The organism is Azospirillum sp. P4_B5 (assembly GCF_056402275.1).
Genome location: NZ_JBFUHT010000007.1, coordinates 1 through 26401 on the forward strand (window position 1 = coordinate 1; position 26401 = coordinate 26401).

A 26401-nucleotide genomic window follows, 5' to 3' on the forward strand; every position below is an offset into this window, starting at 1 on the left:
TCTCGGTCCCGACAGCGCACGCCCGCAGCACGCGCTCCCGCAAATCTCTCGAATAGGCTCGGCTCATCGCGACACCCTCCACAATGGGGCAATCGCTCCAACAGCCAAGCCTCACTTCCGTTCTTCGCTCCCAACAGAAATTTGCTCTAGGAAACGCAGATAGGCGTGGTCGGCCTCGTGAAAGGCGCGGTTGCGCTCGACCCAGCGGTCGCGCTCGCGAGCCAGGCTGTCGAACAGCGCCCGTAAGTTGCTCCGGCGGGGGTGCCGGACACGGTTTCCTCAAGGGCTTCAACGGTCATGGGTACGGTCCGCAACAGCGTTTTCGGAAGCGTCTCGGCTTCCGTGGGACAGGGTAGGCGAAGCAAGGCCGCCGGCAACATGCCGGGCCCGCCGAACCGCGCGCCGGCCGGCGCGTGCCATCCTGGTCCCGAACCTGCCGCGGACCAACCGGGGTTCATCCCCCGAGGCCGGGAAAGCGGGAAAGGTGGTTTGCAATCTCATCCGGCAGGAAGGTGGTGTGTGCGGGCGGGCGCACTGCAGCCTTCGGCCGGCGGGATTGCCATGCTTTCCATGGTGCTGCCCATGGTGCCGCTTGGTCCGGCGCGAGGCCGTGTTCGCGCCGGACCGAGCTGGGGCGGGTCGCCGGGGCGCCGCGGGGCGAGCGTGGCCGGCACCTTTTCCCCACTGGCCTCCTCCAGGGTGCGTACGACCTCATGGACCGAGGCGCCGCGCCCGTAGCCGCAGTTCAGCGTCAGGCTCTCGCCGCCGCGCCGCAGATGGAGCAGCGCCAGCACATGGGCATCGGCCAGATCGCTGACGTGGATGTAGTCGCGGATGCAGGTGCCGTCGGGCGTGTCGTAGTCGGTGCCGAAGATCGACAGCGCCGGGCGCCGGCCGAGCAGGGCTTGGCAGGCCACCTTGATCAGGTGCGTCGCGGTCGGGGTCGCCTGGCCGGTACGCCCCGCCGGGTCGGCCCCCGCCACGTTGAAGTAGCGCAGGATGACGCTGCGCAGTCCGTGCGCCGCCCCGGCGTCGCGCAGCATCCGCTCCGTCATCAGCTTGGAAGCGCCGTAGGGGTTGATCGGGGCGGTCGGCGTCTCCTCGTCGATCGGCACGCGGTCGGTGGCGCCATAGACGGCCGCGGTGGAGGAGAAGACCACCTTGTCGATCCCGAACCGCGCACAGGCGTCAAGCAGGGTCAGGCTGTTGACCGTGTTGTTGCGGTAATAGGCGAGCGGCTTTTCCACCGATTCCGGGACGACGATGGACCCGGCGAAGTGCATCACCGCGTCCACGCTATGCGCGCGAATCACCCGCTCCAGCAGATCGGCCGACCCGACATCCCCTTCCACCAGGGGCACGGCCTCCGGCACGGCGGCGCGGCGGCCGGTCGACAGGTTGTCGATGGTCACCGCGGGAATCCCGGCGTCGGTCAGGGCATGGAGGACGTGGCTGCCGATGTAGCCGGCCCCTCCGGTCACCAGGACGCGGCGCGGAGCCGCCGGTTGGTCGAGCATGCTGGGCACTTCCTTATCCCGTGTCGTCCGGACAGCGCCGGCCGGTTTCCCAGGCGGCGTGCTCCGGAACTAAGTGGGAGGGAAATGCCTGTCAACCTGACCGGAATGGCCGGACCAAACCGGACCGGCCAAGTCGCGGCGTAAGGGGATTGCCCCGATCGACGGCCAGCCGGCTCTGGCTCCGGCTCCTGGAGCGACGCGAATCACTCCCCTCGATGCCCACCGGAATGCGAAGACCGCGCCGAAGAAAGGCGGTTCATTGCCAACGGAACCCAACACTTCAATTCCGACATGGGCCTCATGCGTCCAACCGCGTGAATCCCTGACCGTACTAGGGTTTTACGCAACCCCATGAGCATATTTTAGAAATGAAACATTATCGCCCAGGAGCATCGGTCTGTGACATAGGTAACCTGATGGTGGTCCCCCCGATGACATGTTCCATTCCGCACTTGCAAAAAGGGATTACCAATGGTATCCGACCCTTAGGCATAAGTTTTATTCGCTTTTGCGGGGGGTCCTTACTATGTCCACGGTCACTACGGTCACAGGTGGTATCACCAATGCCGCCGCTCCGTCCACGCTGGCGGGTGCGATTCTGAAGAACACGAGCTTGGTTGATTCCAACAAGCTGGACGCCAACGCGATCGTCAACGCCACCGTTGGCGGCGTCTACTCGCTGTCGACCGTTTCGGGCGGCGCGGTCATCGCCTCCGACAACACCGCCCCGGTCACCCTGATCGGCGGCGCCGGCAACAACCAGCTCCTCGTCGCCAACGACAAGGCTGGCACGATCCTTCAGGCCGGCACGGGCACGAACCAGACCATCGTCGGCGGCGCCGGCGGTCAGCTGCTGGGCACTTCGACGGTCGCCGGCGGTTCGGCCACCATCCTCGGCGGCACGGGCGCCGACACCGTTGTGGCCGCGGCCGGCAACAACGTGCTGACCGCCGGTGAAGGCAACAACCTGATCGGCCTCGTCGGCGGCAACAACCAGGTCTTCGCGGCCGGCAACGACACCGTCATCGCGGGCGGCGGCAACGCCACCATCGGCGCCGGCGCGGGCAACGCCGTGATCAACGTCGTCGGCGGTTCCAACCTGGTCATCGGTGGTTCGGGCAACTCGACCATCGCGTCCGCGGCCGGCAACAACACCCTGTTCGGCGGCTCGGGCAACACCACGATCGCCGGCGGCGGCGGCAACGACCTGCTCATCGGCGGCACCTCCAAGACCAGCAAGGCGGTCCTGGGCGGCTTCGCCGGCAACGACACCCTGATCGGCGGCGTCGGCAACGACACGCTGTTCGGCGGCGACGGCAACGACGTCTTCGTGTTCAGCACCGTGTTCGGCGGCGGCAAGCACATTATCGGCGACTTCAAGGCCGGCACCGACCTCATCGCGGTCCAGGGCTACGGCCTCTCCGCGTCGCAGGTGGCGGCGAAGGTCACGGTGACGGGCGGCAGCTCGGTCATCTCCCTGTCGGATGGCACGCAGATCACAGTTGCCGGCGTCACCAACCTGACCGCCAGCAACTTCGCCGTCTGATAAGAGGGCCCCTGCAAGACCGCGATGGACCTGCCGAGCGATCGGCAGGTCCATTTTTATGCCGTTTTTGTGCCGTGCCTTTTCCTTGGATGGCCTTCATCATGAAGCCTTCCCAAGAGGCACGTTGAGCGGTCCAGACACCGCGTTCCGCCACACCAACTCGGGACGCTTCGTTCGTGCCGTCAGCGTCGGGTGGATGCGGAACCGGCGGGGCATCCGGCCATCGTCGCCATTCCGTTCACGGGCCAGGGCCTGACGTCATGATGAATCTCCGTTCTGCCGGTGTGCAGGTTTCCACGCGGCGCATCGGATGAGTCCCCCGAAGACTCCCAAACCCGATCCGGGACCTCTGGAACGCGCCATCGCCGACGGCTGCTGGGCCGAGGCCGAGCGGGAAGCCCGCGCCCTTCTGCGCGACGATCGCAGCCACATCAATGGCGCCACCGGGCTGGCCCGTTGCGCCGTCGCCCGCGGCGACCTCGGCGAGGCCCTGCGCTGGGCCGAACGCAGCACGCGCTTCGCGCCCAACGACATCGCGCTCAAGGCCTTCTTCGCCGCCCTGCTGGTCGCAGCGGACCGCCCCGGCGACGTGCCCCCCCTGCTGGAGACGGTGGCGGAGCGGGCGCCCACCCCGACCGCATCGATCGTGCTCGGCCAGGCTCTGGCCCGGCTCGACGCCATGGACCGCTTCATCCCGCTCGTCGAGCGGCTGCTGCATCGCTTTCCGGTGAGCGTCGCTCCGCTGCTGGCCGATCTCGCCGACCACGCCGCGCGGTCCGGCGCCGCCGCCGGCTGGGCGTCGGCCGACCTCGGCCTGCGGATCGTCGGCGCGCTGCACCCGGACCGGGCGGGGGCGGGCAGCGTCCTGCGCATCGAATCCGGGCGGGGGCCGCTTCTGGTTCTTGACGGCCCGTCCTTTCTGCAACGCCATGGCCAGCCCGATCCGGCCTCCGGCCTCGTCCGTTTCACCCTGCCCCTGGGGCCGGAGGCCGAGGGCGAGACCCTGTCCGTCACGCTGGACGGCCGGCCCCTTCTTGGCGCGGCGCTGCATCCGCGCCGCCACGCCGCCATCGAAGGCAGCGCCGTGCTCGAAGACGGGCCGAACGTCGCCACGCGCCTGTCCGGCTGGGCTTGGTGCCCGGGCGACCCGCCGCAGCGGGTGACGGTGCGGGTCAGCGATTCCGCCGGCCGCTCCATCACGCTGGTCACCGACCGCCCCATGGAGATCGCCGAGGCCTTTGGCATCGAGGAGGGCGACTACGCCTTCGCGCTCGACCTGGACGGCAGCGGCCTCGAACCCGGCCCGCTGCAGGTGGTTGCCGGACCGGGGGAGGTTCCGCTCGCCGGCAGCCCTCTGCCCTGGCCGGGGACCGGTCATCCGCCGTTCCGGCCATCGCCGGTCGGGCCGATCCCAGCCCGCCCATCAGGAAGAACACCCGCTTCCCCCATGGTCGACGTCATCGTCCCGGTCTACCGCGGACGGGAGGAAACGCTGGCCTGCCTGCGGTCGATCTTCGCGGCTGCACGGGAAGACGGCACGCCGCACGAGATCATCGTCATCGACGACGCCAGCCCGGAACCGGATCTTGCCCGCGACCTCGCGGCGCTTGCCGAGGAAGGGCGAATCACCCTGCTGCGCAACGACCGCAACCTCGGCTTCCCGGCCACGGTCAACCGGGGCCTGCGCCTGCACCCGGACCGCGATGTCGTTTTGCTGAACGCCGACACGTTGGTCGCCGGGGACTGGCTGGCCCGCCTGCGCGCCGCCGCCCATGACTCGCACGACGTCGGCACGGTCACGCCCCTGTCCAACGACGCCACCATTCTCAGCTACCCCTCCGGGAAGGACCGCCCCCCTCCCCCCTCCCCCGCCGGGACGGCGCTGCTCGACCGGCGGGCCCGCGCGGTGAACGCCGGCGTCCGGGTCGATCTGCCGACGGCGGTCGGCTTCTGCATGTACATCCGCCGCGACTGCCTGGAGGAAACCGGCCCCTTCGAGGAGCGCCTGTTCGGCCGCGGCTACGGCGAGGAGAACGACTTCTGCCTGCGCGCACGGGGTCTGGGCTGGCGCCACCTGGGGGCGGCCGACGTCTTCGTAGCCCATGTCGGCGGCCGGTCCTTCGGCCGGCAGAAGGTCATCCTGGCCGCGCGCAACGGCCGCCTGATGGAGCGGCTGCACCCCGGCTACGACACGCTGGTGCAGGCGTTCATCGCCGCCGACCCGCTGCTGGCGGCACGGCGGCGCCTGGACCTCGCCCGCTGGGCCGCCGAGGAGCCGGAGCCGCGTCCTCCGGCCGTCCTGCTGGTCACGCTGTCCGGCCGCGGCGGCGTCGCCCGTTTCGTGGCCGAGCGCGTCGCGGCGCTGCGCGCGGAGGGCCGGCGCGTCCTGCGCCTGACGCCGGAGACCGGGGAGGACCCGGACGCCCTCCCCGCCGAGGATGATGGAAACGGGAGCGACGGGGCACCGGCCCGGCCCCCGGCCGACCCGCCCGAACGGCGCTGCCGGATCGAGGTGGCGGACCGGCCCGAGCTGCGCGACCTGGTGTTCCGCACGCGCGCCGAGTTCGAGGAGCTGGTCGCGGTGCTGCGGCAGGCCGGAACGGCGGCGGTGGAGATCCACCACACGCTCGGCCACGATCCCGCCGTGCTCGACCTCGCGGCCCGGCTCGGCGTGCCCTACGACGTCACCGTCCACGACTATGGGCTGATCTGCCCGCGCGTGAACCTGGTAGATGGGAGCGGGCGCTATTGCGGGGAGCCGGATCTAGCCGCCTGCGAGCGCTGCACCGCCGACCCGGACGACCGCGCCGATCCGGACCTGACGGTGACCGCTCTGCGCCGGCGCACGCGCGCCCTGGTCGCCGGGGCCCGCCGGGTGACGGCCCCGACGCGGGACGTCGCCGCCCGCCTGGCCCGTTACACGGACCCGCGCGCCATCGACCTGCGCCCCTGGGAAACGGAGGAGCCCCCCCGCCGACCCCACCTCCGACCGATCCTTCCGCCGGGGGGGCGTTGGCGCGTCTGCACCATCGGCGCCGTCGGCATCCAGAAGGGCTACGAGGTCCTGCTCGCCTGCGCGCGGGACGCCGCGGCCCGCGACCTGCCGCTGGAGTTCGTGGTCGTCGGCTTCAGCGAGGAGGACCCGCCGCTTTTCGAGACCGGGCGCATCGTCGTGACCGGCCGCTTCGCCGAGGAAGAGGCGGTCGCCCTGGTGCGGGCGCAGCAGGCCCACCTCGCCTTCCTGCCCTCCATCTCGCCGGAGACCTGGTGCTATGCGTTGTCCACCGCCTGGCGGGCCGGGCTGGAGGTCGCCGCCTTCGATCTGGGGGCGCTCGGCGAGCGGATCCGGCACGATGGCGGCGGCCATCTTCTGCCACCGGAACTCGCCCCTGCGACAATCAACGATATGCTCCTGGGTATCCTTGACGCTCACACAGTGCATAGCGTAGCAATCGAAAGGCCTATTTCCTTTCGGCCTGATTACAGGCGTGCCGGTCCAGTGACGGATTCGGAAGCGCCCGTTCATCATTTCTCAACCTTTCACGCCCGCAGGGGGTCGTCGATGATCGGTAGCGTTGCGTCCGCAGAAGCCACTCAGTCCAGCCAGATCAAGGCCACGGCGCAGACCCTGTCCTTGGTGCCGGGATTCTACTCCCTAATCGTCACGGGCGGCGGCGGCGCTGCGGCCCCGGGCGAGTTTCCGCTGCCGAGCGTGCAGTTGGCGGTCGCTCCCAACGGCCTGGCCGGCGCCGCCGTGGAGATGATCTGCAGCGTTCCGGGCAACTGGCTGACCAAGCCGGGCGACACGGTCATCATCAAGGTCACGGGCGGCCCCGCCAATGTGATCCTCAGCTCCTACAAGCACATCGACCGCACGAACGCGCTGCTGTCGCTCCAGTTCGCCCGCATCGACGACGTTCCGGCCGCCGCCCAGCCGTCGGTCGCGACCCCCACGGCCGCCGCTCCGGTTGCCGCACCAGCCCCTGCACCGGTTCCGGCCGTCCGCCTCCCGCGCACCGAGATCCTGGCCCATGTCCAGCGCCAGGGCGACCTGCGTTTCGCGGATTCCAACTGGGCCGGCGCCGTCGGGCAGCGGCTGTGGATCGAGGCCTTCTCGATCACCCCGGTCGAGGGGCTGCCGCCCGAGGATCTCGAATACAAGGGCCTGACCGCCAACGGTTGGGAAACGCCCTGGATCACCGGCGGCGGCATGTGCGGCAGCCGCGGTCTCGGCACGCCGCTGATCGGCTTCTCGATCCGCCTGCGCGGCGCCACGGCCGAGCGGTTCGACTGCGTCTACGAGGGCGCCTTCGTCAGCGGCTATCGCTCGCCCACGGGGCAGAACGGCAGCCCCTGCCGGTCGGACGCCATCGGCGACCCGTTGGAAGGCATCCTGCTGCGCCTCGTCGAGAAGCAGGGCGCCCAGGCCCAGCCGCGCCCCTTCTGATCCGGAGTGGATTGCAGGCCGATGCCTCAGAGCATTCCGGAGCTTGCCGGCCCGGAGGCCGTCGGCGACCAGCCGGCGGCGCCAGCCCCGCGCAAGACCGTGCTCAACGTCGGGAGCGGTCCGCGGACCGCCACCGTCATCGGCACCGCCTTCCCAGCGACGGAGTGGCAGGAGCTTCGGCTCGACATCGACCCGGCGGTCGATCCCGACATCGTCGCCTCCATGACCGACATGCCGGCCGTCCCCGACATGTCGATGGACGCCGTGTGGTCGTCGCACAACCTGGAGCACCTCGACCGGCACGAGGTGCCGCAGGCCTTGCGGGAGTTCCTGCGCGTGCTCCGGCCGGGTGGCCAGCTCCTGCTGGCCGTGCCCGATCTTCAGGCGGTGGCGCGGCTGGTGGCTGCGGACCGGACCGACGAGCCGCTCTACCGGACCGACGGCCGCCCGATCTATCCCCTGGACGCCCTCTACGGATACGAACCGGCGCTTGCCGGCGGCAACCGCTTCATGGCCCACCGCACCGGCTTCACGCCGCGGACGCTGGGCAAGGCGCTGCAGGACGCGGGTTTCGAATCCTTCGCTATGTGGCGCTGGGCTGAGGCCTACGAACTGCAGGTCAAGGCCTACCGATCGCCGGCGCCGGCCGGCGCGCTGGACGGCATCGTCCAGAACATCCCGACGACCTGACGGCGATAGACCTGACGGCCACAGATTGACGATGACACGGCCCATGACGGGCCCCCTGCGGAATCGGCGACGCGCATGAATTACCTCTTCGTCCACCAGAACTTTCCGGGCCAGTACCAGCACATCGTCCAGCATCTGGCGGCGCAGCCCGGCAACCGCGTGGTCTTCATCTCGCACGACAGCCCCGTGCAGATTCCCGGGGTGGAACGCGCGATCTACCAACCGTTCCGCGCGGCGCGGCCATCGACCCACCACTATCTCCAGGAGCTGGAGCAGGCGGTCATCTACGGGCAGGGCGTCTACGAGGTCTGCCGGCGCCTGCAGGCCGAAGGCTTCCGTCCCGACATCATGATCGGCCACAACGGGTGGGGCGAGACGCTGTACATGAAGGACGTCTGGCCGGACGTGCCGCTGCTCGCCTATTTCGAGTTCTTCTACCACCTGGCCGGGGCCGACATCGGCTTCGACCCGTCGCTGCCGGTCAGCCTGAACGACGGCCCGCGGGTGCGCACCAAGAACGCGATCAACACGCTGGGCTTCGAGGCCGCCGACTGGGGCCACACCCCGACCGGCTGGCAGTGGTCGCTCTACCCCGACTACATGCGGTCCCGCATCAGCGTCATCCACGAAGGCGTCGACACCAGCATCGTGCGGCCGGAACCGGACGCCTGGCTGCGCCTGCCCTCGGGCCTGACGCTGACGCGCAAGGACGAGGTGATCACCTACGTCGCCCGCAACCTGGAGCCCTACCGCGGCTTCCACGTCTTCATGCGCGCCCTGCCGGACATCCTCAAGCGGCGCCCCAAGGCCCATGTGCTGATCGTCGGCGGCGACGAAGTCAGCTACGGCCATGCGGCTCCCGGCGGCCGGAGCTACCGCGACATCCTGCTCGACGAGGTCGGGGCCGGCATCGACCGGGAGCGGGTGCATTTCCTCGGCAAGGTGCCCTACCCCAGCTTCCTGACCATCCTGCGGGTCTCCTCGGCCCACATCTATCTCACCTACCCCTTCGTGCTGTCCTGGTCCTTCCTGGAGGCCATGGCGGCCGGCTGCCTGGTCATCGGCTCCTCCACCATCCCGGTCGAGGAGGTGCTGCGCGATCGGCAGAACGGGCTGCTGGTGGACTTCTTCGACGGCGCCGGGCTGGCCGACCGCATCGACGAGGTGTTCGAGCATCCCGACCGCATGCAAACGCTGCGCGACCGGGCGCGACGGACCGCGGTGGAGCATTACGACCTGCGCACCGTCACCCTGCCCCGCTTCCTCGCCCTGACCGACGACCTGATCGCCGGTCGGACGCCGTCCCAGGGCGCGTCGGCGGATGGGAAACTCGCCGAAAGGACCCCGGCATGAGCGGCTGGAGCGACGGCTACAACGCCGACATCGCCTACACCCATGGCGCCTATCGGGAGCTGGCCCCCGGTTATCTCTCCTATGTCTGCCTGCTGAACGGCATCCGGCCGCCGCGCACCGACCGGCCCTTCCGCTATTGCGAGCTGGGCTGCGGCCAGGGGATGACCCTGAACATCCTGGCCGCGACCCACCCGCAGGGGCGCTTCACCGGCATCGACTTCAACCCGCTGCACATCGCGGGCGCCCGCCGGCTGGCCGAGGAGGCGGAGCTTCCCAACGTCGCCTTCCACGAGCGCAGCTTCCAGCAGGTCGCCGTCGAGGGGCTGCCTGCCGAGGGCGCCGGGGCCAGGGACGGCGAGGGGTTCGATTTCATCGCTCTGCACGGCGTTTACAGCTGGATCAGCCCGGAGAACCGTCAGGCGGTCGTGGACATCCTGGAGCGGATGCTGAAGCCGGGCGGTTTGGTCTATCTCAGCTACAACAGCCAGCCGGGCTGGGCGCCGCTGATGCCCCTGCAGAAGCTGATCCTGGCACACGCCGCGGCCAATCCGGGGCGCAGCGACCGCCAGTTCGACGCGGCGCTGGGCTTCCTCAACCGGCTGAACGAGGCCGGGGCCGGCTACTTCGCGGTGAACGGCGCGGCCGGACAGCATCTCGGCATGATGGCCGGGCAGGACCGCCGCTATCTCAGCCACGAATACCTGAACGCCCATTGGGAGCCGTTGGGCCACGCCCAGGTGGCCAAGGATCTCGCCCGCGCCAAGCTCGGCTACGCCGGTTCGGCGACCATTCCACAGAATTTCGACGACATTGCGGTGCGGGCGGAACTGCGCGCCATCCTGGGGGAGATCGCCGACCCGACCCTGGCCCAGACGGTGCGCGATTTCGCGATGAACCAGGTGTTCCGTCGCGACGTCTTCGTGCGCGGCCCGGAAACGATGCCGCCGGCCGAGACGGAGGAGGCGCTGCGGCGGCTGCGCTTCACGCTGCTGGTCCCGCGCGAGGACGCGAGCCTGGCGATCCCGGTGCCGCTGGGCGAACTGCGCCACGACCCATCGCTCGGCCTGCCGATCCTCGACGCGCTTGCCGCCGGCACGCCGAGCCTGGGCGAGATCGCCGCGATGCCGGAGATGGCCCGGCACGACTTCGGCACGCTGTCACGGTTCCTCGCGCTGCTGGTCTCCTCCAACCAAGCGCATCCCCTGGTGGACGCGCCGGAGGACGGTCGTGCGGCGGCCGGCCGGCTGAACCGGGCGGTGGCCCGGCGCATGGGCCTCGATGAGTCGCTGTTCCATCTGGCCGCTCCGGTCGTCGGGCAGAGCGTGGCGGCGGACTCGCTGGACCGCCTCGTCCTGGCCGGCCTGCTGACCGGCCAACGGGACGGCCAACCGCCGGATACCGGAGCGCCGGATACCGAAGCCCTTGGCGGCTTCGTGACCGGAGCGCTCGAAAGGCTCAAGCGGTCCGTGCTGGCCGAGGACGGCAGCCCGGTCACCGATCCCACGGCCATGCGGGACCGGCTCGCCGTGGTGCTGCCCGATCTGCTAAACCGAAAGCTGCCCGCTTGGCGGCGCACCGGACTCCTTTGAAGATCCTTCGCGATCCGCCAAGGGAACCGCCGAGAAGGCCGCCATACGGCCCGAGGATGGCGGAAAAGAGCAGGATGGCGCCGCCGGGCGCCGCCATCGTATGGTGCGGGACGAAGGACCCGCTCTCCCGACGTTTCCAGGAACCTTACATGACCCACCCCGCCGACCGCGTCCGCGATGCTTTTCTCGAGACGTCCCGCAACTTCGTCGCCTTCGCCGATCAGGCGGACTCGATCGTCGCCGCGGCCACGCTGATGATCGACGGCCTCCGGGCAGGCGGCAAGGTGCTGTTCTGCGGCAACGGCGGTTCGGCGGCCGACTCCCAGCACCTGGCGGCGGAACTGACCGGGCGCTACCTGCGCGACCGGCCGCCGCTGGCGGCGGTGGCGCTGACGGTCGACACGTCGGCCCTGACGGCCATCGCCAACGACTATTCCTACGACGAGGTCTTCGCGCGGCAGGTGCGCGGGCTCGGCCGGGCGGGCGACGTGCTCGTCGGCATCTCGACCAGCGGCAACAGCCGCAACGTGGTCGCCGCCCTCGAGGCGGCGCGCGCCATCGGCCTGCGCACCGTCGGCCTGACCGGCGCCGGCGGCGGGCGGATGAAGGAACTGTGCGACGTCTGCCTGTGCGTCCCCTCCTCCGACACCCCGCGCATCCAGGAAATGCACATCGCCGCCGGCCACATGCTGTGCGAGCTGGTCGAGAACGCCTTCGTCTGAGGCAGACCGGAAGCCGCCCCGGACCGGCGGGAAAGACGGCCCCCGACCCGCCCGCCCGGACGCACGCCGTGCGTTCGGGTGAGAACATCCGGATGAACTGCCAAGCGGATGAGCGATGCGGAGACGCCCCGGGCGCGACCGGGGCGCCGCCTTCATGCGGACCTCATCCGATCCGCTGTCCCCTTTGCACTCCCATGCGCAGCCGGTTGCGGCCACCGACAACCCGGCGCACACCGATGGCGTCCGCGATCCGGCGGAGCTACATCCCCGCGCCACAGCAATTCACAAAAGAAATAAAATAATACTTCTTTAATGCTCTCCATATGGCGGCGGAAGCTTCTGGATAGCCGCTCAATCGAATAATTGTCTGTCTCAGATCCATCCTGAAATGAAGATCAATCCGCTCCGCGCGGTCCATCTTCATTTCAGGATATTGAGTGATGAGCGCAATTGATTACGCGTATCCCGTATCCGGGATTACCGCGAGCGGCACCATTGCGATCGATTCCTTGCTTTGGGGTTACAAATGGGGGGCGGACAGCACGCCCGGCACCGGCGCTTCCCTGACCTATTCCTTCGGTGTGGCCGGGCTCTCCACCTACCGCGACGGCTATGCGACGCCGGACCCGGCCAGCGTCTGGACGCTGTCCGGCACGGCCCAGGCGGCAATCCGTCAGGCGATCGGCAGTTGGAGCGCGGTGGCGAACATCTCCTGCACCGAGGTCGCCGACACGGCCGCCTCCTGCGGCGACCTCCGCATCGGCGGCAGCGCATCGCCCGCGGTCGCCTACACGATCATGACCACGGCCGATCTGCCCGAAGGGGGGGACGTCTGGTTCGGCACCACCTTCGCCGACCCTTCCCTGTCCTGGGGTGGCGGTTCCTACGCCTACCTCACCGCCATGCATGAGATCGGCCACGCGCTCGGTCTGAAGCACACGCACGAGGACGGCGGGGCCGGCTTCCCCGCGGCGCCCACCGCCATCGACAGCCAGCTCTACAGCGTGATGAGCTACAAGTCCTTCGTCGGGGCATCGCCGACGATGGGTTACTGGCAGGACCGCTTCGCCACCACACCGATGATCAACGACATCCAGGCGATCCAGTATCTCTATGGCGCCAACATGGCGACCAACGCCGGCGACACCGTCTACTCCTGGGCGCCGGGCCAGGCGATCTACGAGACCATCTGGGACGGCGGCGGCAACGACACCATCAGTTGGTCCAACCAGACGGCCGACGCGCGGATCGACCTGCGCCCCGGCCATTACAGCGACCTGGGCCCGGCCTGGTCGTCTGGCTTCCTTCTGGAAAGGCGGACGCTCGGCATCGCCTACGACTGCTGGATCGAGAATGCGGTCGGCGGATCGGGCAACGACGTCCTGATCGGCAACGAGCGCGACAACCTTCTGGTCGGCGGCGGCGGCAACGACACGCTGATCGGCGGCGGCGGCCACGACACGCTGGACGGCGGCGAGGGAATCGACACCGTCCTGTTCGAGAATCCGCCCGAAGCCTACAGCATCCTGCACACCGGCGACGGCGAGGTCGCCGTGACCAGTTCCCAGGGCACGACAACCCTGCGCAGCATCGAGCGGCTGTCCTTCGGCGACATGACCCTGGCCCTCAACCCCGACGCCCAGGCCGGGACCGTGCCCACCACCTTCTACGCGGTGGCCGACAGCGCGACCGGGAAGGGCATCCTTCAGGAAGCCTCGTCCTACTCCGGCCCCTTGTCCTCTCTGCAATGGCAGTGGATCGGCAGCGGGACCAACGAAGTCATCGCCGGCAGCGCCAGCAACGACTTCATCAACGGCCTGGGGGGCGACGACGCCATCGACGGCGGGGCTGGCGACGACGTGCTGGACGGCGGCACGGGGTCGAACTTCCTGACCGGCGGGGCGGGACGGGACACCTTCTTCGTCGACGGGCGCACGGGGGAGCCGGTCTGGTCCACCGTGACGGACCTGGAGGCGGGAGAGACGGTGACCGTCTGGGGCTGGCAGGACGGCCGCTCGGCTTTGTCCTGGGCGGAGATGAATGGAGCGGACGGCTACAAGGGCGCCACCGCTCAGATCGACATCGACGGCGACGGACGCATCGACGCCAGCCTGACGCTGACCGGCAAGACGGTCGGGGCGGTCGCGACGCTGCCCGGCACCGTGCAGGGCAACGGCTACCTCGCGCTCTGGCTGAACGGGTAACGCACGGCGCGGCGTTCAGGCGCGTTGCCCGGGGCGAGTGGCCCCGCTACTCTCCGGCGGGCATCTCCGCTCCGCTGCAACATCCAGGACGTCCGCCGCCCGTGTCCAACGCCGCCATTTACTTCCACCCCGAGGGTTACGAGACCGCGCGGGCGGACCTGAAGGGCCGCCATGTCGCCGGCGAATCCTTCCTCATCGGCTTCTTCCGGCATTCGGGGCTGGACAGCTTCGCCTGCCACATCGACCGGCCGGAGTTGGCAGGCCTGTTCACCGATCTTGCCGCCCGTCACGCCCCGGGGCGGCGCGTGGCCCTCTACCCGACGTCGGAGCCGTCGAAGCTCGCCGCCGTGGGCTGCCTGTTCGTGCCGGGGCCGGGCATCGACCACTACGCTTGGCGCCGGCGCTCCCGCGACCAGCGCGGCTACAGCCTGTGCGGCATCACCCACACCACGTCGGAAGCCCCGGACAATCTAGGCGCCCTGGCGACCGCACCGCTGCAGCCCTGGGACGCGGTAATCTGCACCTCCCAGGCGGCGCGCGCGTCGGTGGAAGCCGTTTTGCGCCCCTACGCGGCCTATCTGCGCGACCGGTTGGGCGCCACCGAGGTGCCGATGCCGAACCTGCCGGTGGTCCCGCTCGGCGTGGACACCGACGCCTTCCGCTTCGACCCGTCGGTGCGCGCGGCGGAGCGTGCGGCGCTCGGCATCGGCGCCGACGAGGTGGCGGTGCTTTTCATGGGCCGCCTGAGCTTCCACGCCAAGGCGCACCCAGTGCCCATGTATCTGGCGCTGGAGCAGGCCGCCCGCCTCACGGGCAAACGGATCCATCTGATTCAGGCCGGCTGGTTCGGCAACGACGCCATCGGCGCCGCCTTCGCCGCGGGGGCGCGGCGCTATTGCCCCAGCGTCAACGCGATCTTCCTCGACGGCCGCAAGCCGGAGGTGCGGACCCGCGTCTGGGCCGCCGCCGACCTGTTCACCTCGCTGGTGGACAACATCCAGGAAACCTTCGGCATCACCCCGGTGGAGGCGATGGCCGCCGGGCTGCCCTGCGTGGTCACCGACTGGAACGGCTACCGCGAGACGGTGCGCGACGGCGTGGACGGCTTCCGCGTGCCGACCGTCCTGCCGCCGCCGGGCGCCGGCGCCGACCTGGCCGACCGCTACGCCGCCGGGCTGGACAATTACGACCATTACATCGGCCGCACCTCGCAGGTCAGCGCCGTGGACGTGCAGGCGGCGGCACAGGCCTTCGCGCGGCTGGCCGCGGACGGGAACCTGCGCCGCCGGATGGGCGAGGCCGGGCGCGCCCGCGCCGTCGCCCTGTTCGACTGGCGGGCGATCATCCCGCAGTATCTGGACGTCTGGCGCCAGTTGGCCGACATCCGCCGCCACGCGCCGGAACGCGCCGCGCGTCTCCCCGAGGAGGACGGCAACCCGCTGCGCCCCGATCCGCTGCGCATGTTCCAGACCTACCCGACGCGCGTGCTGGAGCCGGGGCTGCGGCTGGTGCGCGCCGACGGCGCCTCGCGGGTGGCCGTCAGCGACGCCCTGGCGGTGCTGCACGCCGACCCGCTGAACTCCCCGGCGCGCGGCATCCTGTCCCCGGCGGCCGACCTCGTCCTGGCACTGGACGCCCTGGACCCGCCGGGCCGGACGGTGGACGAACTCGCGGCCCTGGTGCCGCCGGAGCGCCAGCTTCTGCTGCTGCGCAGCCTCGTCCACCTGATGAAGTTCGGCCTTCTGCGCACGGTCGAGCCACTCGCCGCCCGCGCGCCCTGAAGGCCGGCGGCACCCGGCCGGGTGCGGAGGGGATCGCCATGACCATCGAACCCGAAGGCTGTCTCGACCTCGTCGGTTCCCAGGTGGCCGGCTGGGCTTGGCTGCCGGCGGAGCCGGACCGGCGTCTGCGCGTGGAGGTCCTGTTCGGCGATCTCCCCTTGCGGGTCGAGACCCTGGCCGACCAGCACCGCCCCGACCTGGAGGCCGCCGGCAAGGGGGATGGGCGTCATGGCTTCACCGTGCCGATGCCCGACGCCCTGGCCGGTCGGGAACCCATGGTGGACGTGCGTCTGCCGGATTTCCCCGCCGCCCGGCTGCGCGGCACCCCACGGCGGGCCATCGCCGCGCTCGGCCTCGTCGTCCTGCGGGATGTCCTGACGGCGGACGGGGATCTGGAGCGGTTGCGCGGCTTCCTGGCCGGCATGGTCCGGCTGAACGGCGGATGCCCCGACACCGCCGTTCCCGGCGTTGCGGATCTCCTGGCTTGGCTGGCCGCCGCGCAGAGTGGCCTCGGAGGAGCGGACCGTTGCTGGCTGGTCGCGGAACGGAGGGGGGACATCGTCGGGCATGTCCGGATCGGCCCCGGTTGGCCCGCCTCCTCGGACTCGGGAGCCCTCACCCTCGGCATCGAACTGCACCCGGACGTCCGCGGCTTCGGACTCGGCCGGCAGATCATGCTGGCCGCGCATCGCTGGGCCGCCGGACGCTGCGCGCGGCTGGAGCTGGCGGTTCTGCCGCACAACGCCCGCGCCCTTGCGCTCTACCACGCCCTGGGTTACGCCGACCTCGGGCCAGTGTCTCTTCCGGAGACGGGAGAGATCCACCGCCACATGGCCCTCTGCCTGCCCGCGCCTTGCGGGAACGTTGGACGGGGCGTCACCCTGGTGACCTGAGCGGACCGGACGGCGTCAGCCCTCGCGGACCGCGCGGAGATGGCCGGAGGCTTGGCCGTCGAGCGGGCCGGCCGTCGGGTCATCGGACGGATCGGTGGCGGGAAGCCGCTGCAGCAGCAGCTTGGCCCGCTCATCACCAAGGGCCACCGCACGTTCCAGCCAGCCACGGGCACGGGCGAAGTCCTTCTGCTCGCTCCAATGGCCGTGCAGTTCGCCGAGCGCCGTCATGGCCGACGGCTCCTTATGCTCGGCGGCGAGGGTCAGCCAGCGGAGCGCCTCCTCGATGTCGCGCTCCATCCCCAAGCCCTGCATGCAGAAGCGGCCAAGGTTGATCATGGCGCCGACATGGCCCTGTTCGGCCGCTTTGCGCGACCACAACGCGGCGCGCGCGTAGTCCTGCGGCACCCCGTCGCCCGCGGCGAACATGGTGCCGAGCCGGAACTGGGCCAGCACGCTGCCCTGCTCGGCCGCCCGCTCGTACCAGGTCAGGGCACCCGCCGGGTCGCGGGGGACACCGAGGCCGAGGCTGTGCAGCGTGCCGATGTTGTAGACCGCGTCGCTGTTGCCCTGCTCGGCCGCCCGGCGGAACCAGTCGAGCGCCCGGTCGTAGTCGCGCGCCACCCCGCGCCCTTCGGCGTAGAGCGCGCCGATGCGCAGCTGGGCCTGCGGGTCGCCTTGGCCGGCGGCGCGCTCCAGCCAGCGGACCGCCTCCATCTCGTCGCGCGGCACGCCGGACCCGGCGAAATACATCTGCGCGATGATCTTCTGCGCCTCGCGTTGCCCCATCTCCGCCGCCGCCCGGTACCAGATCGCGGCGTCGAACAGGTTTGGCTGCATCCCCGCCCCGCGGCTGTTCAGGTGGCCAAGCTGCAGCATCGCCTCGGTGTCGCCCTGGACCGCTGCCTTCCGCAGCCAAGTCTCGGCCGCGTGCGGATCGGCGGCCACGCCGACCCCCCGCGCGTACAGCAGGCCGAGTGCCCGCTGCGCCGCGGCGGCGCCCGCCTCGGCGGCGCGGCGGAACCAGGAAACCGCCTCGGCCGGGTCCTGCGCCACCCCGATCCCGGAGGCGTACTGGGTGCCGAGATAGTACCAAGCCATCACGTTCTTCTGCTCGGCCGCCTTGCGGAACCACTGGTGCGCGGCTTCGGGGTCCGACGTCCCTCCATAGCCGCCGGCCAGCAGCGTCCCCAGCCCGAGCTGGGCCGCCGCGCTCCCCTGCTCGGCGGCGACGCGGTACCAGCGCTCCGCCTCGGCATAATCCGGGGTGATGCCGAAACCCGAGGCGTGCATGTAGCCGAGCATGGCCTGCGCGCCCACGACGCCCTGTTCGGCGGCGGCGCGCGCCCAGCGCAGCGCTTCCTTGTAGTCCTGCTCGATCTTCAGGCCGTTGGGGAAGAGAAGCGACAGCGTCTCGTCGGTCGGGGTGATCCCCTTCGGCGCGTCGCAGCCGTAGTAATAGATTTCGGCCAGCCGCGCCTGGGCGTCGCCATGGCCGTTGTCGGCAGCCTGCCGGTACCAGCCGACCGCGTCAACGGCGTTGCGCACCACGCCTTTGCCGAGGTCGTACAGGCGGCCGATCTGGTTCTGGGCATCCGCATGGCCGGCCCGGGCCGCCGGAAGCCAGAACTCCAGCGCCGCCTTGTGATCCTCGCGCTCCAGCGCCTTCAGGCCCTTGGCGTACTGGTCGTCCGGCGAAGCGGCGCCGAACAGCCGCCCGGCGGCCTTGATGAGCTTGCGCATCGGCCTCCACACCCTTTCCTTGCAGCCGGCGCGGCCCTCAGGGCTCGCGCATGCCTTCCGAACCGTTTCTCAGCGCCCCTTCGACCAGATAGGACATGATGGTCCGCTCGCCGACCACGATGTCGGCCACCAGCGGCATGCCGGGAACCAGACGGAAATCGGCCGGCACGTCGCGCAGCGACACGTCGGTCAGTTCGATCCGCGCCCGGTAGAAGGGGCGCTGCACCTGGCTCTGGTCCTCGCGCTTGGTGAAGGAGTCCTCGCTGATCGTCTTCACCACGCCCTTGGCCATGCCGTGCTCGACGTAGCGGTAGGCGTCGAGCTTGACCTGCACCCGATCGCCGGGCTTGACGAAGCCCTGATCGATGCCGGCGATCTCCACCTCCACCTCCAGCGTCGCGTTCAGCGGCATCAGAGTGTAGATCGGCTGGGCCTGCTCGACCACCGAACCGACGGAGTACTTCCCAACCTCCAGCACCACGGCGTCGTCCACGGCGCGCAGCTCGACGAGCTCCCGGCGCCGCTGGGCCTTCGCCAGCTCCTCGCGGGCGCGCTCCAGATCGATCTGGCGGGTCGACAGGTCGGTCAGCAAGCTGCTGCGCCACTGCTGGATGTAAACCTCGCGTTCGGCGCGCAGCGCCTCCAGGTCGTGGGAAGCCGTGCGGATGGTGTTCTCGCTGTTTCCGAGGTTGCGCTCGGTCTCCACCCGGGTGTCGCTGGCGATCAGGGAGTTGAGGCGGCTGCCGGTCTGGTTCTTCTCCAGCGTCTGCCGCATCGTCTCAATCTCGCCAACGATCTTCAGGCGCGAGCGGAAATGCTCGGCGTCCGTCTGGTTGCTTTTGATCGTCGCCTGGAGGGTGGCCATGCGCTGTTCGAAGTTCGCCAGCTTGGCCGTGTACTCCGCCTGACGGTAGCGCCAGATCGATTCCTGCAGCAGACGGTCCGGATCGTTGCCGCCGGCGGTGAAGGCCTCGTTCCGGGCCTCCGCCTGCATGCGGGCGATCTCGGCGGTCAGCTTGGCGACCTGCCGCCCGAGCTGGGCGACGTCGGCCGACGAGAAGGTCGGGTCGAGCGTGGCCAGCACCTGCCCGCGCCGCACGGTCTCACCGGCGCGGACGTTCAGGTTGCGGATGATCGAGATCTCCAGCGGCTGCACGACGATGGTCGGCGACTGGGACACGATGCGCCCCGTCGAGGTCACCACACGGTCGAGCTTGGTCACCGACGCCAGGGTGATGAACAGGGCGACCATGACGGCCAGCGTCCAGACGACGGCCCGCGCCACGACGGGCTCGGGCCGGCCGGTGATCTCCGCAGTTTCGCCCTGGAAATCGTTGATGACCTGCTCGGCAGCCCGATCAGGAGTTTGCGGCCGGCGTAAGAGGAGCGCGGTCATGAGTGCTTCCCGGGGAAAGGTGGCGGTTCTGCTGGAACCAAAGATGCCGATAGACGTCGCAACGCTGGAGCAGCTCGTCGTGCTTGCCCATGTCGTAGAGCTTGCCGCGCTCCATCACGATGATCTGGTCGCAGTTCACCAGCGAGGCGAGGCGGTGGGAAATGACGATCATCGTCCGGCCCTGGGCGATGCGCGTCAGGTTGTTGTTGATGATCGCCTCGCTGTCGGGGTCGAGCGCGCTGGTCGCCTCGTCGAGGATCAGGACCGACGGGTCGACCAGCAGGGCGCGGGCGATGGCGATGCGCTGACGCTGACCGCCGGACAGGTTGGCCGAGCCCTCCTCGATCATCGTCTCGTAGCCGCGCGGCAGGCGTTCGATGAACTCCTCCGCGCCGGCAAGCCGGGCCGCACGCATCACCTCCTCAAGGGAGGCGCTGCGGTTGGCGGCCATGATGTTTTCGCGGATGGTCCCGTTGAACAGGAAGTTGTCCTGCAGCACCACGCCCAGGTTCGAGCGCAGGTGGGTGAGGTCGATCTCGCGCAGGTCGACGCCATCGATCTTGACCAGGCCTTCGTAGTTCTGATGGAGGCCTTGGAGCACACGGGTGACGGTGGTCTTGCCCGACCCCGACCGCCCCATGATGCCGATGACCTGGCCGGACTTGACCTCGAAGGAGATGTTGTCGAGCGCCGGGTTCTGCGAGCCGGGGTAACGGAAGCGCACCTCGGAGAAGCTCAGCTCGCCCTTGATCACCGGGCGGACGCCCTGCCGCCCCAGCCCCTGCTCCTGCGGCTGGTTGACCACCGAGGCCACCTGGGCGACGGCGCCACGGACCTCCTGGAACTGCTGCATGAGCGAGGCGATTTGGACGAAGGGCTGCGTCGCGCGGCTGGCGATCATGCTGAAGGCGACCAGCATGCCGCCGTAGGCGGAACCGCCGTCGCTGAGGGCCAGATAGGCGCCGACCGCCAGCGTTCCGGAGTAGATCAGCTTCTCCAGCGGCTGCAGGATGGTCTGCGGCTGGTTGGAGAGCAGCTGCATCTTCGTGTTGGCGCGCACCGCCTCGGCCACGCGCACATCCCAGTCGAAGCGCTTGCGCCCTTCCAGCGCCAGCGACTTGACCGTGCGGGCGCCGTGCAGCACCTCGATCATGAAGGAGCCCTTGCGCTGCTCCGCCTTGATCACGTCGGCGTAGGCCCGCGCCAGCGGACCGATGTATATGGCCACCACCAGGCACATCAGGAACGCCACGCCCAGCACCAGGAAGGCGAGCAGCGGGCTCATGATGAACATGGCCGGGATCAGGACGATGAGCGTCATGCTGTCGAGCAGCGTCCCGAACAGCTGGCCGGTCAGGAAGCCGCGGATGCGCCAGACCTCGTTCAGCTTGTAGGAAATCACGCCGGTCGGCGTGCGCTCGAAGAAGTCGATCGGCAGGCCGATGGTCCGGTCGAAGATGTAGGTGCTGAGCCTTGCATCCACCTTGGCCGTGCCGATCGCCACCAGATAGCGGCGCAGATAGCCGAAGACGGTGTCGAACAGCAGCACGAAGAGGATGATCCCCACCAGCACGTAAAGCGTGGACAGGCGCTGGTGGACCAGCACGCGGTCCAGGATGACCATGAAGACCATCGGCGGGACCAGCGCGAACAGGCTGAGCACGAAGGCGGAGACGCCGATGTCGCGGAAGATCCGCTTCTCGCGCAGGATCTGGCCGATCATCCAGCCGAAGCCGAACGGCCGCTCCTGGTCGCTGATCCGGTGGCGGCGTTTGACGAAGATCGCGTCGCCGTCCCACACGGAGCTGAGCCGCAGCTCGTCCACCGCGATGCAAGCCTGGTCGGCGCTCAGCGGGTCCTGCAGCATCGCGGCCGGGGCGTCGCCGTCCTTGCGGAAGGAGACCAGGACCATGGTGCTGCCGTCGCGCAGGCGGAGCAGAACCGGCAGCGCCTTCTCCAGGCGCGCCAGATGCTTCCAGCGCAACGTCGCGGACCGGACGGTCAGGCCGTTCTCCTCGGCGATTTTCAGCAGCAGCCGGGTGGGCGGCTCGCCGCTTTCAATGGCGTAGTCGCGCCTTATCTGGTCGACCGAAAGATGCAGCCCATGATGGCGCGCAACAATGGCGAGCGCGTGGAGGCTGGTGGCCCGCGGCGCCTCGGCTGAGGCGCTTTGCGGATCGATGGCGGTCTTGCTCTGCATCTGGCCCCTGTGTTCCAGTCGCTCGTCGTTACCAGCCGCAGTTCCGGTGGCTGGACCGGCGGCTCATCCGGAGGTGGGACTGTACTGTACCACCTACATCGGACTCAAGCACCGCACTTGTGTAGCTCAATTCGAGCGAACTCAGTAGGGCGATGCCCTCAAAGTTGCGCTTATAACTATTTATTGATGATGCCGCTTGGCATAGGCCACTCCTTCCGTACACCCGTACCCCCCCGGTTTATCAGGGAATTCGTTGGATTGGGCGAGGATCAAATAGCGGACCCGCGCCGCCCGCGCCATGGGTTCCCGCGGGCCCGCTCCGCGCTCAGCGGTTGTCCGGAAGGCCACGCAGCGTCCCGGAGCCCAAATTTTTCACATACCAGCGATAGGTCCGCTCGAAGCCGTCGCGCAGGCTGGTCGGCGCGCTCCAGCCCATCGCCTGGAGCCGGCTGCCGTCCATGATCTTGCGGGGAGCCCCGTTCGGCTTGGAGTGATCGAAACGGAAATCGCCCCGGTAACCGATCACCGCGCCCAGCAACTCGGCGAGCCCGCGGATGGACAGCTCGTGGCCGGACCCGAGGTTGACGTGCGCTTCGCCCGAATAGTTCTTTGTCAGGAAGACCAGCCCGTCGGCCAGGTCCTCGACGAACAGGAACTCACGCAGCGGGCTGCCGTCGCCCCACAGCTCGACGCTGTCGGCCCCCTCTTCCTTGGCCCGGTGGATGCGGACCATCAGGGCGGCGGCGACATGACCCTGCGCGATGTCGAAGTTGTCGCCATAACCGTAGAGGTTTGTCGGCATCGCCGCGATGAAGTCGCAGCCGTACTGCCGGCGGTAGGCCTGGCACATCTTGATGCCGGCGATCTTGGCGACCGCGTACCACTCGTTGGTCGGCTCCAGCGGACCGGTGAGCAGCGCCTCCTCGCGCATCGGCTGCGCCGCCAGCCGGGGATAGATGCAGGAGGAGCCGAGGAACACGAGCTTGCGCACCCCCACCCGCTTGGCGGCGTGGATGACGTTGGTCTCGATCGCGAGGTTCTCGTAGAGGAATTCGGCCGGACGGCTGTTGTTGGCCTGGATGCCCCCGACCAGCGCCGCGGCCAGGAAGACGACGTCCGGCCGCGCTTCGCCCATCCAGTCCTCGACCTCGGCCTGGCGGCTCAGGTCGACGCGGTCACGGCCGACCGTCAGGATGTCGCACGCCTCCCGCTCCAGCCGGCGGACGATGGCCGCCCCCGCCATGCCGCGATGCCCCGCGACCCAAACCCGCTTGCCATGCAGGGAAAAATCCGCGCCCGTGGTCATGCATCCCACCTTCTCGACGCAGGGGTCGAGCAAAGTTCTTTTACGAAAGCCTCTCGACGCTCTGGGCGTGATAGGCCGCCAGGACCTCGTCGACCGGCCCGAAGCGCTGGATGGTGCCGCGCTCAAGCCAGAGCAGCTTGTTGCACAGCCGCTTCAGCACGTCCTCGACATGGGAGGCGATTACCATGATGCTGGACCGGCTCACGAACCCCTCGGCCCGGCGCTGGGCCTTCTCCAGGAACCTCGTGTCGCTGACAGCGAGCCACTCGTCCATCAACAGGATTTCCGGATCGACGGAGGTCGCCGCGGCGAAGGCGAGGCGGAGCGTCATGCCCGCTGAATAGGTGCGGACCGGCAGGTTGAGATAATCGCCCAGTTCGGTGAAGGCGGCGATGTCGTCCATCTTCCGCTCGACCTCGTCGGCGTCGATTCCGAAATAGGCTGCCCGCATCCGGATATTATCGTAGCCCGACGCGTCCATATCGAGGCCGAGCCCGATGTCGAACAGCGGCGTGACGCGCCCGTCGACACGGATGCGCCCAGCCGTCGGCTCGTAGACGCCGGCGAGCACGCGCAACAGCGTCGTCTTGCCGGCGCCGTTGCCGCCGATCAGCCCCACCCGGTCGCCATGCTCCAGGGTCAGCGAGAAGTCGCTCAACGCCTTGACGGTGACCCGGTGATGGGCGTCGTGCTTCAGCACGCCGCTGGTGGAGGAGCGCAGCAGGGTCTTCTTCAGGGAGCGCGCGCTTCCCTGGTAAAGCACAAAATCGACCGAGACGTTGTTCAGATGTATCGAAGCCATCAGAGCCAGTAGGCGATGCGTTTGCGGAAACGGGCGAAGACAGCGAAGGTGAAGGCCCAGCCGGCTGCGGCGAACAGCAGGCCGACCACCCAGTTCTCCCAACCCGGAAGCTGGCCGAGCAGCGGCGCCCGGATGGCCTCGATCAGATGATAGAGGGGGTTGAGCGCCATCAGGTAGCGCCGGTCCCCCAGCAACTCCGGCTTCCACATGACCGGCGTCACGAAGAACAGGAGCTGGATCACGCTGGCGACAATGGGCGGCACGTCGCGGAAGCGCGTGCAGATCATACCGCACAGCAGCATGATCCAGCCGGCGTTCACCAGCAGGAGCCCGAGCCCCACCACGGCGAGCAGGATGCCCCCGATCCCCGGCCATATCCCGAAGACCACCGCCACCCCCGCGAAGATGACGATGTTGTGGGCGTAGATGATCAGGTTCCGCCAAAGCACGCGCAAAATGTGCAGAGACATTGGGATGCGCACATTTTTGATCAGCGGCTCAAGGTCGATGAAGCTCGTGCAGCCTTCGTTGAGGAAGGACGCGATGAAGGTCCAAGTAGCCAGACCGATGGCGAGGAACGGCAAGTAATTTTCCAGGTCGAGCCGGAACAGCGTGCCGTAGATGAGGCCGAGGCTGGCCACCATGACCGCCATGCTGAGGGTCAGCCAAAAGGGTCCGAGTACCGAGCGGCGGTAGCGCTTGCGGATGTCGTGCCAGCCGAGCTTGCTCCACAGCCGCCAACGCCGGCCGCCCTCCAGCAGGTCTTCCCAGGCCCGCTCCGCTTGGCCGCGCCCCCCGGAATCATAGACATCCGTATTGCGTCGGCGCATCCGGGGGGCGGTCATGCTCTCACTCGTCATTGCAGGCGCCTTGGGTGCAAGCCGTGACCGCACAGAGGCAGCGCCACGGCGAGGAGGCTCTGGACAACACCACGCGAACTCCGGAACGAAGCCAACCGAACGGCGGCCTGTATACTCCGTTCGTCAGTGGCTTCACAGCCTTAACGCGCCGGACCGCCCCAGAGGGGCGGAGAGCCCGAAATCAGGCCCGGCGCCCGGCTTCGTCCGCAAGATGAACAGGCCCCTCCCGCCCGAAGCGGGCGAGGTCGCTTTCCATCATCTCGCGGACGAGGTCGGGAAAGCTGGTGCTGTACGTCCAGCCCAGCCTATCCCGCGCCTTGGACGGGTCGCCCAGCAGCAGGTCCACCTCGGTCGGACGGAAATAGCGCGGATCGACCTCGATCAGCACGTCACCGGTGTCGGCGTCGACCCCCTTCTCGTCCACGCCCGTTCCCCGCCATTCGATCCGGCGGCCGACGTGAGCGAAGGCCAGTTCCACGAACTCGCGGATGGAATGGGTCTCGCCGGTGGCCAGCACATAGTCGTCCGGCCGGTCCTGCTGGACGATGCGCCACATCCCCTCGACGTAGTCGCGGGCATGGCCCCAATCGCGCTTGGCATCCAGGTTGCCGAGGTAGAGCGTCTTCTGGAGGCCGAACTGGATGGCGGCAACGGCGCGGGTGATCTTGCGGGTTACGAAGGTCTCCCCGCGGGTCGGCCCTTCGTGATTGAACAGGATGCCGTTGGACGCGTGAAAGCCGTAGGCCTCGCGGTAGTTGACCGTGATCCAGTAGGCGTAGAGCTTGGCCACCGCATAGGGGCTGCGCGGGTAGAAGGGCGTCGTCTCCCGCTGCGGCGTCTCCCGCGCCTTGCCGAACAGTTCCGAGGTGGAGGCTTGGTAAAAGCGCGTTTTGCCTTCCAGCTTCAGGATACGGATCGCCTCCAGCAGGCGCAGCGTCCCCAGCCCGTCGGCGTTCGCGGTGTATTCCGGCGTCTCGAAGCTGACCTGCACATGGCTTTGGGCGGCGAGGTTGTAGATTTCGTCCGGCTGGATCTCCTGGACGATGCGAATCAGGTTGGTCGCGTCGGTCAGGTCGCCGTAATGCATCCGGAAGCGGACGTCCTCCTCGTGCATGTCGCGGTACAGATTCTCCACCCGTTCCGTGTTGAAGGAGGACGAGCGCCGCTTGACCCCATGGACGATGTAGCCCTTCGACAACAGAAGCTCGGCAAGATAGGCACCGTCTTGCCCTGTAACCCCGGTGATCAAAGCAACCTTGCTCAACGCATGCTCCTGTTTCCGAAACCTGTTCCACGCGTGCATCGGGCAGCACGGGTCGGACCGGGTGGCCCTGGCCGCCCCCCTTCACGACGCC

General features: G+C 68.9%; 17 protein-coding genes. 9 read left to right on the forward strand and 8 right to left on the reverse strand.

What is annotated here, in order from left to right; translation table 11 throughout:
* Positions 1 to 497: 497 nt before the first annotated feature.
* On the reverse strand, positions 498 to 1517 hold the full coding sequence (galE, locus tag AC1DVI_RS07210; RefSeq protein ID WP_476957345.1) for a UDP-glucose 4-epimerase GalE: 1020 nt from the start codon (positions 1515 to 1517) through the stop codon (positions 498 to 500).
* Positions 1518 to 2043: 526 nt separating this feature from the next.
* Between galE and AC1DVI_RS07215 the strand changes: the two genes are divergently transcribed.
* The 9 genes from AC1DVI_RS07215 to AC1DVI_RS07255 all read left to right on the forward strand — a co-directional run bounded on the left by AC1DVI_RS07215 (position 2044) and on the right by AC1DVI_RS07255 (position 16742).
* The gene (locus AC1DVI_RS07215) at positions 2044 to 3063 is read left to right on the forward strand and encodes a calcium-binding protein (RefSeq protein WP_094306803.1); all 1020 of its coding nucleotides are present in this window, start codon (positions 2044 to 2046) and stop codon (positions 3061 to 3063) included.
* 310 nt (positions 3064 to 3373) lie between these two features.
* Entirely contained in the window at positions 3374 to 7510 is a 4137-nt protein-coding gene (locus AC1DVI_RS07220) for a glycosyltransferase (protein WP_476957346.1), read from the forward strand.
* 21 nt (positions 7511 to 7531) lie between these two features.
* On the forward strand, positions 7532 to 8200 hold the full coding sequence (locus AC1DVI_RS07225; protein WP_476957347.1) for a class I SAM-dependent methyltransferase: 669 nt from the start codon (positions 7532 to 7534) through the stop codon (positions 8198 to 8200).
* Between the two features lie 75 nt (positions 8201 to 8275).
* Positions 8276 to 9553, forward strand: coding sequence for a glycosyltransferase family 4 protein (locus AC1DVI_RS07230; RefSeq protein WP_476957348.1), 1278 nt, complete (start codon positions 8276 to 8278; stop codon positions 9551 to 9553).
* Positions 9550 to 11142, forward strand: coding sequence for a methyltransferase regulatory domain-containing protein (locus tag AC1DVI_RS07235; protein ID WP_476957349.1), 1593 nt, complete (start codon positions 9550 to 9552; stop codon positions 11140 to 11142). The genes AC1DVI_RS07230 and AC1DVI_RS07235 overlap by 4 nt, the downstream gene beginning before the upstream one ends.
* A 149-nt stretch (positions 11143 to 11291) precedes the next feature.
* On the forward strand, positions 11292 to 11864 hold the full coding sequence (gene gmhA, locus AC1DVI_RS07240; protein ID WP_476957350.1) for a D-sedoheptulose 7-phosphate isomerase: 573 nt from the start codon (positions 11292 to 11294) through the stop codon (positions 11862 to 11864).
* A 509-nt stretch (positions 11865 to 12373) separates the two neighbouring features.
* Positions 12374 to 14068: a M10 family metallopeptidase gene (locus tag AC1DVI_RS07245; protein ID WP_476957351.1), complete on the forward strand. Its 1695-nt coding sequence runs from the start codon at positions 12374 to 12376 to the stop codon at positions 14066 to 14068.
* A gap of 101 nt (positions 14069 to 14169) precedes the next feature.
* Positions 14170 to 15849, forward strand: a complete 1680-nt coding sequence (locus AC1DVI_RS07250; RefSeq protein ID WP_476957352.1) for a glycosyltransferase family 4 protein — start codon at positions 14170 to 14172, stop codon at positions 15847 to 15849.
* A gap of 38 nt (positions 15850 to 15887) precedes the next feature.
* Complete coding sequence (locus AC1DVI_RS07255) at positions 15888 to 16742, forward strand: N-acetyltransferase family protein (protein ID WP_476957353.1); 855 nt, start codon at positions 15888 to 15890, stop codon at positions 16740 to 16742.
* A gap of 15 nt (positions 16743 to 16757) precedes the next feature.
* On the opposite strand, the gene AC1DVI_RS07260 is transcribed toward AC1DVI_RS07255, so the two are convergent.
* The 7 genes from AC1DVI_RS07260 to gmd all read right to left on the reverse strand — a co-directional run bounded on the left by AC1DVI_RS07260 (position 16758) and on the right by gmd (position 26310).
* On the reverse strand, positions 16758 to 18482 hold the full coding sequence (locus AC1DVI_RS07260) for an SEL1-like repeat protein (protein WP_476957354.1): 1725 nt from the start codon (positions 18480 to 18482) through the stop codon (positions 16758 to 16760).
* Positions 18483 to 18519: 37 nt separating this feature from the next.
* Positions 18520 to 19878 carry an HlyD family type I secretion periplasmic adaptor subunit gene (locus AC1DVI_RS07265; protein WP_476957355.1) on the reverse strand — a complete coding sequence of 453 codons (1359 nt, stop codon included), beginning with the start codon at positions 19876 to 19878 and terminating at the stop codon, positions 18520 to 18522.
* A complete protein-coding gene (locus tag AC1DVI_RS07270; RefSeq protein WP_476957356.1) occupies positions 19841 to 22078 on the reverse strand; it encodes a peptidase domain-containing ABC transporter in 2238 nt (745 codons plus the stop codon). Before AC1DVI_RS07270 ends, AC1DVI_RS07265 begins: the two co-directional genes overlap by 38 nt.
* Positions 22079 to 22403: 325 nt before the next feature.
* Positions 22404 to 23384, reverse strand: coding sequence for a GDP-L-fucose synthase family protein (locus tag AC1DVI_RS07275; RefSeq protein WP_476957357.1), 981 nt, complete (start codon positions 23382 to 23384; stop codon positions 22404 to 22406).
* Positions 23385 to 23424: 40 nt separating this feature from the next.
* Positions 23425 to 24186 (reverse strand): ABC transporter ATP-binding protein, encoded by a 762-nt coding sequence (locus tag AC1DVI_RS07280; protein ID WP_476957358.1) that lies wholly within the window; start codon positions 24184 to 24186, stop codon positions 23425 to 23427.
* The gene (locus AC1DVI_RS07285; protein WP_476957359.1) at positions 24186 to 25031 is read right to left on the reverse strand and encodes an ABC transporter permease; all 846 of its coding nucleotides are present in this window, start codon (positions 25029 to 25031) and stop codon (positions 24186 to 24188) included. The genes AC1DVI_RS07280 and AC1DVI_RS07285 overlap by 1 nt, the downstream gene beginning before the upstream one ends.
* A 196-nt stretch (positions 25032 to 25227) precedes the next feature.
* A complete protein-coding gene (gene gmd / locus AC1DVI_RS07290; RefSeq protein WP_476957360.1) occupies positions 25228 to 26310 on the reverse strand; it encodes a GDP-mannose 4,6-dehydratase in 1083 nt (360 codons plus the stop codon).
* Positions 26311 to 26401 lie beyond the last annotated feature (91 nt).

Bases quoted from the DNA above. Each gene is read 5' to 3' on its own strand.
- galE (WP_476957345.1), bottom strand. From the start codon at position 1,517: ATGCTCGACCAACCGGCGGCTCCGCGCCGCGTCCTGGTGACCGGAGGG.
- AC1DVI_RS07230 (WP_476957348.1), top strand. From the start codon at position 8,276: ATGAATTACCTCTTCGTCCACCAGAACTTTCCGGGCCAGTACCAGCAC.
- AC1DVI_RS07275 (WP_476957357.1), bottom strand. From the start codon at position 23,384: ATGACCACGGGCGCGGATTTTTCCCTGCATGGCAAGCGGGTTTGGGTC.
- AC1DVI_RS07220 (WP_476957346.1), top strand. From the start codon at position 3,374: ATGAGTCCCCCGAAGACTCCCAAACCCGATCCGGGACCTCTGGAACGC.
- AC1DVI_RS07270 (WP_476957356.1), bottom strand. From the start codon at position 22,078: ATGCAGAGCAAGACCGCCATCGATCCGCAAAGCGCCTCAGCCGAGGCG.
- AC1DVI_RS07280 (WP_476957358.1), bottom strand. From the start codon at position 24,186: ATGGCTTCGATACATCTGAACAACGTCTCGGTCGATTTTGTGCTTTAC.
- AC1DVI_RS07255 (WP_476957353.1), top strand. From the start codon at position 15,888: ATGACCATCGAACCCGAAGGCTGTCTCGACCTCGTCGGTTCCCAGGTG.
- AC1DVI_RS07265 (WP_476957355.1), bottom strand. From the start codon at position 19,878: ATGACCGCGCTCCTCTTACGCCGGCCGCAAACTCCTGATCGGGCTGCC.
- gmhA (WP_476957350.1), top strand. From the start codon at position 11,292: ATGACCCACCCCGCCGACCGCGTCCGCGATGCTTTTCTCGAGACGTCC.
- AC1DVI_RS07225 (WP_476957347.1), top strand. From the start codon at position 7,532: ATGCCTCAGAGCATTCCGGAGCTTGCCGGCCCGGAGGCCGTCGGCGAC.
- AC1DVI_RS07215 (WP_094306803.1), top strand. From the start codon at position 2,044: ATGTCCACGGTCACTACGGTCACAGGTGGTATCACCAATGCCGCCGCT.
- AC1DVI_RS07235 (WP_476957349.1), top strand. From the start codon at position 9,550: ATGAGCGGCTGGAGCGACGGCTACAACGCCGACATCGCCTACACCCAT.
- AC1DVI_RS07285 (WP_476957359.1), bottom strand. From the start codon at position 25,031: ATGACCGCCCCCCGGATGCGCCGACGCAATACGGATGTCTATGATTCC.
- AC1DVI_RS07260 (WP_476957354.1), bottom strand. From the start codon at position 18,482: ATGCGCAAGCTCATCAAGGCCGCCGGGCGGCTGTTCGGCGCCGCTTCG.